Genomic DNA, 12794 nt, shown 5'->3' with positions numbered 1-12794 from the left:
CGCGAACCGGCAGCTGGTTATTCAATTCTACGGATTAACCTTGCCCCCAGGCATGCCTCTCTCGCTATCAGGCGATCTATTAGTTTGTTCACAAACACACCAACTCGGGTATGATGAACCTCTTTTCGATTCGCAACGGGTTTTCCTGTACATATCCTGGATGACATCCCCCCTCACATAAACCCAGACAGTCCGATTCGCGCGAGACAGAATGCTTCATTTCAAAACAAGGGGTTTTCCCTAATATTGTGCAGGACAGACCGCCTTAATCCCGCTCTGAATGTAGGGTTTTGGCTAATCCAATCCGGAGGAGATTACCCAGTCGTACCTGGCAAGTGGGCTACGTAGAGCAATTTCAATCTGACCCTGATAATCGTGCCTTGAACAGGGCATATAAGCGTCTTACGACACGTAACTATCTGTTTTTACGGATTTAAGACCTGAATAATTCAGCGACTTTGAGTAGGGATTTATCGGGACCTGATATCCCCGGCGCTAAACAAATTTCTCACACCCGGTATAAGATCGTCCTTCCCGTCTTAAGCACATTTTCGATGTCAATCAAACGTTTAATAAGCACGACTTGACTCAAGATCGACATTGTTCTGGCGCTAATGCACTAAGATTTACTTACAGCGACTGTGAGTAATATACTTGATATTTACAGGGTCTTATTTCTACTTTGTAGGTTAACAATTTTATGGATATTCGAGTTAATAATGTCCCCTCTAAATGACAAGATGAGTCACCCGGCCAAAAGCCCGCTGGCTATTGTCATTTATTATGCGGTTCTCGCTGCACTCTGGATATTACTGACCTCCTACCTGTTCCGCATGAATATCCAGGATCCCCAACTCATCTGGAAATTTGAACTGTTCAAGGGCATCGTTTTTGTCATCATCACCAGCGGATTGCTTTACCTGGCACTCAGAAAGCAACAACCACCGAAATCGGTGAATATTGAGAAGATATCGACTTCGTCCCCTCGCCGGCTACTTCTTCTGTTTATCTCTATCCTGCTGCTGATACCATTGATTGTAACGTTCATTACTTTCATCGAAAAACCCCGTCTCGAGCAAGCGGCTTTTCAGGAAAGGGAAGCCATCGCGGAGCTGAAAGCGACGCAAATAGAAAACTGGTTCAAGGAACGACACAACGACACCCGTATGTTGAGTCAGGATCATGACTTTATCAGCAAGGCACAGAGGCTGATACAAAACAGTGATGTCGCCCGACAAGAACTTGAAGCACGACTAAATGCCTTCCGCAATGCCTACGGTTACGACTCCGTTACCCTGCTACATCCTGATAAAGAACCCGTGCTGCACATTGGCAAACCCCGTGATGTTGAACATACTCACTGGAACGCGCCAGCTACAAATCAAGAAACGCAATCCATACGCCAGTCTATCTATCGCGATGAACAGGGCGAGTTGCACCTCGATTTTATCACACCGCTGATTTTACCCGGTGACAATCCACAGCGCGTCGGCTTTTTACTTCTTCATATGCCGCTCATGGATTTCATCTTCCCTTATGTACAACGCCTGTCACTTGGCAACAAAACCGATGAAACGTTACTGGTGCGCGAAGAGAATGGCAAGGTACAGTTTCTAAGCCGCCCAAGATTCAGTCAGTCTCCCGCCCTTGATCTGAGCAGAGACCTGCTTGATACCGACCTGCCGTCAGCCCTGGCACTACGACAACAGGAACCTGGCAGATACCACGGTATCGACTACCGGGATGTTCCTGTGTTTGCCGCAACGCATCCTGTAGCCAACACCGACTGGCAACTGATCGCCAAGATCGATCGAAAAGAAGTGATGCAACCCCTTTATGAGCTGATCTACTGGGTCACCCTGGTCAGTCTGTTCGCTTTGCTGACCATCGGCATCAGTCTGTTTATGGTATGGCGTCAGCAGTACTGGCTACACAATTTGACTTTACAGGTCGAACGTAGCAAAGCCGATAATCTTCTACAGCTTTTTCACGATATGCCGTTTGTTGGTATTTGTACCGCGTCACCTCAATCCAGGCGTTTGTTGCGTTTCAATGATCGACTCTGTGAGATTCTGGGTTATAGCCGGGTTGAACTTGAAAAATTGACCTGGGAGGAGATGACTCTCCCGGATGATCTGGACCAGGAGCATATTGAATTCGATAAGGTTATACGCAATGAAAGTGATGGATATAAACTGGACAAACGCTATATCCGAAAGGATGGCAGCATCATTTATGGCTATCTTGAGGTTAAGGCTATTCGTGGCGCGGATGGTGAAGTCGACTACTTTATCGGTATGGTCCAGGACATTGACGACCGTAAAAAGATTGAGCTCGCGCTTGAGACGGCTCATCATCAGGCTCAACACTATCTCGACATAGCTGGCACCATGCTGGTTTCGCTCGACACTGGCGGCCGCATCCGCATGCTCAACCGCAAGGCACAGAAAGTTCTCGCTTACAGCGAAGATGAGTTACTCGGCAAGGACTGGTTCGAGCATTGCCTGCCCGAGTCGGTACATGTATATGCCAAAGGCGTATTCAACAAACTGATGCACGGTGATCTTGAAACCACTGAATATGCAGAAAACAGAGTTGTAAGCCATAACGGTGAAGAACGGCTCATCGCCTGGCACAATTCAACATTGTATGACGAAAAGGGCAATATTACCGGCTTCCTCTCATCTGGTGAAGACATTACTGACATACGCGCCGCGCAGGAAGAGCTCGAAGCCAGTCAACTGCGTTTACAAACCCTGTTCCAGACTATTCCGGACCTGATCTGGCTCAAAGACACTGACGGTATCTACCTCCGATGCAACCCTATGTTTGAGCAGTTCTTCGGAGCCAGCGAGGCAGACATAATTGGTAAAACAGATTATGACTTCGTTAATCGGCAATTGGCTGATTTTTTCCGTGAACATGATCGAAAAGCCCTAGCTTCCAACAAGCCACTTCAAAACGAGGAACAGCTCACCTTTTCAAGCAATGGTTACCAGGGTATTTTTGAAACCACCAAAACGCCCATGTTCGACAAGCATGGGGAACTTGTCGGGGTCCTGGGTATTGCCCATGACATAACCGAGCGTGAGAAGGCTGCCGCTCAGGTTGCACATCTATCCAGACTTTATGCCACGCTGAGCCAGACCAATCAGGCAATTGTTCGAATTCAGCAAGAGAGCGATCTGCTGGAACGGATTTGCCATAATGCCGTTGAGTATGGTGGCTATAAAATGGCCTGGATCGGCACCCTTAACCAGCATACCCGAACACTCACGCCGATCGCCAGCGCGGGTGAGGGGACCGAGTACCTGGATGAAATTTTGCTCTCGCTCGATCCGCAAAGCCCTGGTGGCCAGGGCCCAACCGCAACCGCGCTGCGTGAGAACCGCCCTTACTGGTGCCAGGATTTTTTACATGAACCAATTTCAGCACCCTGGCATGAACAGGCAGAAGCCTTTGGATTTGCCGCCTCCGCCAGCCTGCCGGTATGGCGCAATGGCAAACTGTATGGCAATTTCAACCTCTATTCGGAGCAGGCCAACAGCTTTGATGCAACCACTCAGGACCTGTTGCAGGAGATGGCCCTGGATATCACCTTTGCACTGGAGAACATAGATCGCGAAACAGAACGACAAAAGACTCAGCAGCGCCTGGATCTTGTCATCCAGGGCTCCACTGATGCTCCCTGGGACTGGGATTTTGTCAACAACGAGCTCTACTATTCACCCCAGTGGTGGTACATGCTTGGCTATGAGGTTAATGAATTATCTGTTAATTCCGAACTGTGGCGCCGCCTGGCTCATCCAGAGGATATCTCACAGGTTGAACAAGCCCTTTATCGTACCCGGCAACCCATGCACGATCACGAATCGGTTGAATGTCGCTTTCAACACAAGGACGGACATTATGTGCCAACCCTCATACGGGGTATCATCAGCCGTGATAACGAGAGAAAACCCATTCGTATGACTGGCACGATTATGGACCTCACCGAACAAAAAGCCAGGGAAGCACAATTGCAAGAGCAGGTCGAGGAACTTAACCGCTGGTTTGCAGCTACGATTGGTCGGGAGGAACGGATCATAGAACTCAAACGGGAAGTCAATGCCCTGTTGCAAAAGCATCAGCAAGCGCCCCGTTACACCAACCTTGACGATCAGGAAAGCAACATTTAAAACCAACAACGAGTTATATTATGCAATCGACACACTATCTGCATCTGAAAAAAATCCCCACAGGCATTACAGGCCTGGACGAAATAACCGACGGTGGCCTGCCAAGCAACAGACCGACTCTGGTTTGCGGGAATGCCGGCTGCGGAAAAACCCTGCTGGGAATGCAATTCCTGGTAAAAGGAGCGCTGGAGCGCGGCGAACCGGGCGTATTTATCTCGTTTGAGGAGGTTGGAGAGGACCTGGCGGTCAATGTCAGTTCTCTGGGTTATGACTTGCCGGAGCTTATAAATAATAAACAGCTTTACATCGACCACGTGGATCTGCAGGGCACACAGCTCGAACAAGGCGGCGATTATGACCTGGAAGGGTTATTTATCCGGCTGGGCGCGGCCATCGACAAAATTGGTGCCAAGCGCGTGGTTCTGGATACCATTGATGTACTGTTTGCCCAGCTACCGGATCCCAGACGTCTGCGGTCCGAACTCCGGCGCCTGTTCAGCTGGCTGAAACAAAAAGATGTCACAGCGATTGTGACGGCCGAAGCCGGCGAACACACACTGACACGACACGGAATCGAGGAATATGTCTCGGATTGTGTTATTGCTCTTGACCACCGGGTTCAGAACCAGCTTTCCTCCCGTCGCCTGCGGGTGGTCAAATACCGGGGCTCTAGTCACGGGACCAATGAGTACCCCTTCCTGATCGGTAAACAGGGCATTTCAATCCTGCCGGTAACCTCGCTGACGCTTCTCCACGCAGCCCTGGAAGAGCGCATTACCACCGGTATCACGGGACTGGACGAGATGCTTGGTGGCAAGGGTTACTATCGTGGCAGCAGTATCCTCGCCTCCGGTACAGCTGGATCTGGAAAATCAAGCTTCGCGGCACATTTGGCTCAGGTTTCGGTAAAACGTGGGGAGAAGGTCCTGTATTTCGCCTATGAAGAATCCCCCGCACAGATTTGCCGCAATATGGCCTCCATAGGTATCGATCTTGGGCACTGGTTGGACAAGGGGTTACTCCAGATTCATGCCGTACGACCGACAGCTGCCGGCCTTGAGGCTCATCTCCTTGGCATACTGGAAGTTGTCAGGGAATTCGAACCTCAAACCGTGGTCATTGATCCCTTAAACAGTTTTATCACCGGAGGCGACACCGGCGCTATCAAAGTCATGCTCGCGCGATTGCTGGACTATCTGAAGACGGAGGGCATCACCGCTTTTTGCAACAGCCTTACCCAGGGTGGAGAAAATGAGGAACAGACCGAAATCGGTATCTCGTCGTTAATGGATACCTGGCTACTACTGAGAAATACCGAGCTCGAAAAATCACGGTCTCATACGGTAACCATCATCAAATCACGCGGAATGAGCCATTCCAATGCAATACATGACTATCACATAACCGACCAGGGAGTGATCATCAACTCAGACGCCTCAAGTACGTAACTTACTGACATCGAGAATGCAGATCATGAATCATTCATCAGACAATACGGCCACCCCGAATTCCATGCAACCAGATCATTATTTGCTTCGCCTGTATGTCGCGGGTCAGACTCCGAAATCCCTTCTGGCGATAAAGAATCTCAAGGAGATCTGTGAGGAATATCTCAACGAGCGTTATGCACTGGAAGTCATTGATCTCTATCAGCAACCACAACTTGCCGAGGGAGATCAAATCATAGCAGTTCCAACGCTGATCAAACAGGTTCCCGAACCCATCAGGCGTATCATCGGCGATCTCTCCGACACTGACAAGGTCCTTGTCGGGCTGGATATCAAACATCGATAGCTTACGCTCTTAACACATATGTCCTCATCAAAAAAGCATACCAAGGCATCACTCTTAACTGAGAATCAGCGGTTACGGGATAAACTTGCCGAATATGAACAACTAATCAACTCCATACGAAAAGGTGAGGTTGATGCCATATTACAAACCCGAGAGGAGCAATCATATGTTGTTTCATTATTGGATGAAGAAAGTATATATCGCAAGCTTATTGAAGAAATGGGTGAAGGCGCCCTGATTATTTCTGATCAGAATATTATCCTTTATGCCAACCAATATATAGCCAAGATACTACAATCTCCCTTACATAAAATTATAGGCACGGCTATCGACAATTGGATTTTTCCTGATGAACGTGATTATTTAGATAACACACTGCGTAACATGGCAGATTATTATAGTGGCACTGTTCGTCATGAATACTCATTGCGGAGCAATACGGGAAGTCCAATTCCGGCATATCTTACTATAGGCAAGAACAGCAACGAAAACAGCGACTACACACTTAGCATTATTGTTACTGATCTGAGCGAACAGAAACGTAACAAGGCAATCGCAGCTGACGAGAAGCTTACGCGCACGATTCTTGAACAAGTCACCGAGGCAATTGTTGTATGCGATTCTTCAGGAATAATCCTTAGATCCAATGCGACCTCCAGACGTCTGAGTGAAACCGAACCAACCGGCCTGTCATTCGATGCCATATTTCAGCTTATAGATAAAAACGACAACTTGTATCAGCTCAAAGACATACTTGATAACACTGTAAGTGGCCAACTTGAACTGTCTTTGCGAGGTAAAACAAGGCATTTCGACCTGCTAGTCGGTTCAAGTTACATACGAGATATTGATTCTTACAATGATATTATCGGCAGCGTTATAAGCTTGACTGATATTACACATATAAAAAATACTGAGCGCGATGCCGTTAAGGCCAATGATCAGCTGCAACAACAACTACAAATTGCGAAACGATCACGGCGCGCGTTGTTAAATGTGGTTGAAGACGTCAAACAATCAGAGAAACGTCTTAAAAATATTGCCAGCCGCCTTCCTGGAATGATTTACGAGTACCAGTTATTTCCCGATGGCAGCCATAGAATGCCGTATGTGAGCGATGCGATTTCATCGCTCCTCGGAATAGATCCTGAATCTGTTCACCTGGACGCATCCCCTGTTTTTGAATCAATTCATCCTGACGATTTGGCCAGGATAAATATATCTATAAAAACCTCTGCCAGTGAACTGAGTATCTGGAGAAACGAATGGCGCTCAATAGATAAAAACGGAAACATACGCTGGTTCAATGCTAACGCTACTCCGGATAAACAATCCGACGGCTCTGTTCTTTGGCATGGATTTCTTACCGACGTCACCGAGAGAAAGGCGCAAGAATCAAAAGTCAGACTTTCCGCGCATGTTTTTGAGAACAGCCGAGAAGGAATTGTTATCACCGATAAAAACAACAATATAATCATGGTTAACAAGGCATTCACCAGTATCACTGGCTATCCTGAAGAGGAGGTGCTTGGAATAACTCCAAACGTTCTTTCCTCCGGTCAACATAAATCTGATTTCTATCATAACATGTGGGAAACAATCTCTTCTCAGGGATATTGGGAAGGCGAAATATGGAACCGACGTAAGGACGGTTCGATTTACCCTGAATGGCTCAGTATTATACAAACCCATGACCCGGAATATAATGCTACTGTTTATATTGGGATTTTTGAGGACATAACTCAACGCAAGGAATATGAACAACATATACAGTGGCTCGCTCACTACGATCCCTTGACCAAGCTCCCAAACAGGGTGTTACTCAGTGAACATGTCGAGTACGCCATCTCCCAGGCACAACGTCAGAATAAGAAAATAGCGATACTCTATTGCGATCTCGATAATTTCAAGAATATCAATGACAGCCTTGGTCACAAGGTTGGCGATCTTCTTCTAACAGAAGTAGCACAACGCCTGTCATCCTTACTCCGTAACCAGGACACGATTTCTCGCCAAGGCGGCGATGAGTTTATTATATTATTGCCTGATACTAACGCCGATGGCTCTGCACATGTCGCAGAAAAGATTCAAACGGAAATTTCCAAGCCATACAACATCAACAACTATGAAATGACAGCAACCCTGTCAACAGGCATCACCATATACCCGGATGATGGTGATGATTTTGACACCCTTTCCAGGTATGCTGATATTGCCATGTATCATGCGAAGCGCCTTGGAGGGAATAATTACTTTTTTTATAGCACTGAACTCCAAACCATTACTGCTCGTACACTCAAACTTGAAAAAGATATTCGCTTTGCGATCGATAACCAGCAGCTCGATATTTATTATCAACCACAGGTCTCTCTGATCACGGGTAAAATATCAGGACTGGAAGCGTTGTTACGCTGGAACCATCCAGATTTCGGCATGATATCGCCACTTGAGTTCATACCAATAGCAGAAAACAGTGGTCAAATTCTTCGCATCGGGGGTTGGGTTACACGAACCGCCACTCTGCAACTGAAAAAATGGCAGGCCACTGGAATAGATCCTATTAAACTCTCAATCAATCTTTCCGTCAGAGAATTAAAACAATCGCAGTTGGTAGAAAAACTCGAAAATATTCTAACAGAGACCGGTTTTGAACCAGGCCTTCTTGAACTTGAAATAACTGAAAGTATGCTAATGGAAGACCAGGAAAATATTATCAATACCCTAAACCGGATAAATAGCCTGGGTGTACATCTTTCCATTGATGATTTTGGTACAGGTTACTCATCATTAGCCTATGTCAAACGATTACCCGTCAACCAACTCAAGATTGATAAAAGTTTTGTTCAGGATATAATGAACGATCCTGGCGATGCTATCATTGCCCAGGCCATCATCAGTCTTGGGCACAGTCTTGGCATGGAGGTCATAGCGGAAGGTGTTGAAGATACAGCACAGCTTGATTTTTTGCGCTCCCATGGCTGTGATCACATCCAGGGTTATCTGTTTAGCAAACCTCTTCCCGCTGGCGATATTTGGAAATTACTCTCTGACTCAGAAACAAATAAACTTACCCTGATATATTCCAGTTAATATTCACCTGAAATTCGATTCATTTATAGAATATATGCTGCCCGATGCTGGCGACTTTCGTCTTGGTACGTGCCCAGCTGGGGCGAATATATGTTGCATGATAGAACAAGGCATCTTCCACCCGCGGTTCGTTACGTTGGTAATAAACATCCTCCGCGATCTTGCGCGCAGTTTTGTACGCCGGATCCCCGGCATCCGCCTTGAGCTCCAGTTCGGTCCATGAGAAGGCGCCGACATGGCGCTTGCGTATACTGTCCCAGCGCTGTTCGTGGACAACCTTGCATATCGTATCCGGGAAATGGCGCGAGGCCACGCGGTTCAGAGTGACTTCCGCCACCGCGTACTGACCGGCTGCCGATTCCCCACGTGCTTCATGGTAGATGTTCTGCGTCAGGCAACGTAGATCGTAGAGGGCCTGCTTGCTGTCCTGCGCGTGGCTGATCAGCCCGTGAATACCCAGCGGCATTGCCAGCAGGACAGCGAACACAATACTCATCAAAGTCAGCCGGGACTTGTCGCGCGTGTACCACCACGACTGCAAACCCAGCCGCCAGCCATACCAGGTCGACGGCCAGGTCAGTTCACGCATTTTTTCAAGTACCCGGTACATAGTGCGAGTATAGCCGGCAGTATTGTGATATGTGAAAAGTGGCAGGCTAGAATGTGCCACAAACCACAGCCTGGTCGGTAGTCACGCGTGCCGCGACTCTGCTGAGGGGCAATACCGGGCACTTGATTTCGTCCCGGACGGGGAGTAGATTTTTACACTTTATAAAAAAAAGGTCTCTCACGGATGGGCAAAATACTCTTTATCTGTACTGACGGTACCTGGAATACCGCCGACCAAAAAGACGACGGTGTCACCTCCCCCAGCAACGTGGCCAAAATGGCGCGCCTCATCCTCAGTACCCCGGAACAACTGACCTGGTATGACGAAGGAGTCGGCACCCGCAACTGGCTGGACAGGATCACCGGCGGAGCCTTCGGTCACGGTCTGTTCAAGAACGTCCAGGAGGCCTATCGATTCGTCGTGGAACACTACCAGCCCGGCGACAGACTGGTGTTGTTCGGCTTCAGCCGCGGCGCCTATACCGCTCGCAGCCTGGCAGGACTGATTGGTCAATTCGGCATTCTGCGCAAAAAGTACATCAGCAAGATCGAAAAGACGTATGCGATGTATCGCAGCCACGATACCGACCCGGCAAAAATCGAAGCCTACCGCGAACGCTACAGTCATGTTGACCGGGACGTGCACTTTCTCGGCGTCTGGGACACAGTTGGCGCGCTGGGGATTCCGTTGAAATCACTCAACTGGGCCACCGCCTGGATGTACAAATTCCACGACACAAAACTCTCGCCGCACGTGAAACACGCCTTTCATGCCGTGGCCGTCGACGAGAAGCGGCGCTCCTTCAGCCCGACACTGTGGCAAGCCAGCAACCTCAGCGAGGAGCAAGTCGTGGAACAGCGCTGGTTTGCCGGCGTGCACTCGAACATCGGCGGCAGCTACAAGGAGAAGGGGCTGTCCGACATCACTCTTGACTGGATGCTTGGCAAATTATGTGAACATCTGCCGGGCGTGCAACTGGACGAGGAGTATATCGAACGCACCGTCGAACCCGACTACAAGGACAGGCTGCACGAATCCCGCGGCAAGCTCTATATCAGCTCCTGGATCAAACCGCATATCCGCGATACCCGTCGCGAGCATATCTGTAACCAGATTATCGACGATACGGTATATCAGAGAATGGATTGTGAGCGGTGCGACTACCAGCCGAAGAATGTTATACGAAGCTGAGATCCCTGCCTTCGTGTTGAGTCAGACAGCAATGATCTTGCAGAGATCCCGTTTATTCATTGTCAATGTGTTTGGGGTATTCAGACACCCAGCCTGTCAGACAGGTGTCACGCAGGCTGTCGCCAGCGTGACCTACGGCTTTTTTGTAAAATCCCCGCATTTAACCGTAGGTCAGGTTGCACGCAGCGCTACCAGACATTCTCGCTACTGGTCCGGCCGGAATATTCAGGCTTTCTGTGCAATGATGATCGCCCGCCTTGGGGCCGGATAACCTTCGATTGACTTGCTGTGATCGGCGGGGTCGAGAAAGTCGGCCAGGGACTGGAAGGTCATCCAGTCGGTGGCCCGTTGTTCTTCTATCGTGGTAGTCGTCACATCGACCGTGCGGATGTTGCTGAAGCGACAGCGGCGCAGCCAGCGCTCGAGCATGGGCACCGAGGGCAGGAACCAGACATTGCCCATGCGCGCATAGCGGTCTTCGGGAAACAGAGCCGTATTCTCGTCGCCGTCAACGATCAGGGTTTCCAGCACCAGCTCGCCGCCGGAGGCGAGGCAGTCACGCAGTTGCAAAAGATGGTCGAGAGGCGAGCGACGGTGATACAACACCCCCATGGAGAAGACAGTATCGAAGGCGCCCGGTTTTTCCGGCACAGCGTTGATCCCCAGCGGCAGTACATACACCCCCTGGTCGCCGGCATAGCGGTGCATGACTTCATACTGCAGGGTAAACAGCGGAGTGGGATCGACGCCGATCACCAGTTCGGCGCCGGCACCTCGCATACGCCAGCAGTGATAGCCGTTGCCGCAACCCACATCCAGCACCGTTCGTCCGGCGAGCGGGCTAATGTGATCTTTTAATCGGTCCCACTTCCAGTCAGAGTGCCATTCGGTATCGATGTGGATACCGAACAGCTCGAAGGGTCCCTTGCGCCAGGGATGCAGTTGTTTTAGCTGCTGCTTTAACGCCTCCCGCTGCTCATCATTCAGCTCGCTGCCATCGCCGATGCGCACAGCGTCTTGAGTGAAGTCGCAACTGACCGGTTGCACCTTCGGCATGGCGTCCACGGCGGCCTGCCATTTGGGCAGATCCCCGTAACGTTTCGCATCCAGACCTTTTTCGATCTGTTCCGGCAATTGTTGTGTCCAATCGGCCAGCGGAGTATTCGCTATACGTTGGTACAAACCGGAATAATCGTTCATTTGACGGCCAGCAGGGAGACAAAGTTAAAACATTGAAACCATTGGTAGACATCTTTGAAACCGGCCTGTTGCAAACGTTTGCGATGTGTCTCGAAGCTGTCGGGAATCAGCACCTTCTCCAGCGCGGTGCGTTTCTGGCTGATCTCCAGTTCGCTGTAGCCGTTGGCTTTTTTAAACGCCAGGTGCATGTCGGTCTGAAACTGCTGTTCGCTATTCTTCTCGAACGCGAGTTTTTCCGACAATACCAGTGCACTGCCGGGCAGCAGGCCGGCGTAAATATGATCCAGCAGCGCCTGACGTTCATCGGCCGGAATAAACTGCAAGGTAAAGTTGAGCACCACCAGCGAGGCCCGCTCCACCTTGATGTCGCGAATATCGGCGCAGATCACATCCACCTCAACCGGCGAGTCGTCCTGTGCCAGTATCTGGCGACAGCGTTCGGTCATGGCGGTGGAATTGTCCACCGCGATAATGCGGCAACTGTCATGCGCGACCCGGTTGCGCATGGAGAGCGTGGCCGCGCCCAGGGAACTGCCAAAATCATAGATTCGGCTGTCGGGTTGTGCGTAACCTTCCGCCAGCAATCCCAGCAGGGTGATCACGGTCTCATAACCGGGCACCGAGCGGCGGATCATATCCGGAAACACCCCGGCCACTTTCTCATCAAAGGCAAAGTCCACAATCATCGATTGCGGCGTGGCATAGATGTTATCGCGGGGTTTGTCGTTCAT

The 12794-nt window shown here is 49.7% G+C and carries 8 protein-coding genes; 5 read left to right on the top strand and 3 right to left on the bottom strand.

Annotated features, from left to right (window positions below):
- The first annotated feature begins 719 nt into the window (after nucleotides 1-719).
- From EDC23_RS13085 to EDC23_RS13070, 4 genes are read left to right on the top strand one after another with little or no spacing between them, the layout of a single operon-like run.
- On the top strand, nucleotides 720-4178 hold the full coding sequence (locus EDC23_RS13085) for a PAS domain S-box protein (protein ID WP_134085208.1): 3459 nt from the start codon (nucleotides 720-722) through the stop codon (nucleotides 4176-4178).
- A gap of 20 nt (nucleotides 4179-4198) precedes the next feature.
- Nucleotides 4199-5626: a circadian clock protein KaiC gene (gene kaiC / locus EDC23_RS13080; RefSeq protein WP_134085207.1), complete on the top strand. Its 1428-nt coding sequence runs from the start codon at nucleotides 4199-4201 to the stop codon at nucleotides 5624-5626.
- Between the two features lie 25 nt (nucleotides 5627-5651).
- On the top strand, nucleotides 5652-5972 hold the full coding sequence (gene kaiB, locus EDC23_RS13075) for a circadian clock protein KaiB (RefSeq protein ID WP_134085206.1): 321 nt from the start codon (nucleotides 5652-5654) through the stop codon (nucleotides 5970-5972).
- A gap of 18 nt (nucleotides 5973-5990) precedes the next feature.
- The gene (locus EDC23_RS13070) at nucleotides 5991-9062 is read left to right on the top strand and encodes a bifunctional diguanylate cyclase/phosphodiesterase (protein WP_134085205.1); all 3072 of its coding nucleotides are present in this window, start codon (nucleotides 5991-5993) and stop codon (nucleotides 9060-9062) included.
- 19 nt (nucleotides 9063-9081) lie between these two features.
- On the opposite strand, the gene EDC23_RS13065 is transcribed toward EDC23_RS13070, so the two are convergent.
- Nucleotides 9082-9651: a cell wall hydrolase gene (locus tag EDC23_RS13065; RefSeq protein WP_166668876.1), complete on the bottom strand. Its 570-nt coding sequence runs from the start codon at nucleotides 9649-9651 to the stop codon at nucleotides 9082-9084.
- Between the two features lie 204 nt (nucleotides 9652-9855).
- Between EDC23_RS13065 and EDC23_RS13060 the strand changes: the two genes are divergently transcribed.
- A complete protein-coding gene (locus EDC23_RS13060; protein WP_134085202.1) occupies nucleotides 9856-10863 on the top strand; it encodes a DUF2235 domain-containing protein in 1008 nt (335 codons plus the stop codon).
- A 225-nt stretch (nucleotides 10864-11088) separates the two neighbouring features.
- Here EDC23_RS13060 and cmoB read toward each other — a convergent pair whose 3' ends face one another.
- Nucleotides 11089-12063, bottom strand: a complete 975-nt coding sequence (gene cmoB, locus EDC23_RS13055; protein WP_134085201.1) for a tRNA 5-methoxyuridine(34)/uridine 5-oxyacetic acid(34) synthase CmoB — start codon at nucleotides 12061-12063, stop codon at nucleotides 11089-11091.
- Nucleotides 12060-12794, bottom strand: a complete 735-nt coding sequence (cmoA, locus tag EDC23_RS13050) for a carboxy-S-adenosyl-L-methionine synthase CmoA (RefSeq protein ID WP_134085200.1) — start codon at nucleotides 12792-12794, stop codon at nucleotides 12060-12062. Before cmoA ends, cmoB begins: the two co-directional genes overlap by 4 nt.

It is taken from the genome of Thiohalophilus thiocyanatoxydans (assembly GCF_004366735.1).
In the GTDB taxonomy this organism is placed as follows: domain Bacteria; phylum Pseudomonadota; class Gammaproteobacteria; order UBA6429; family Thiohalophilaceae; genus Thiohalophilus; species Thiohalophilus thiocyanatoxydans.
The sequence above is the reverse complement of the archived record's forward strand: the minus strand, read 5'-3'. Positions and strand labels throughout refer to the sequence as shown.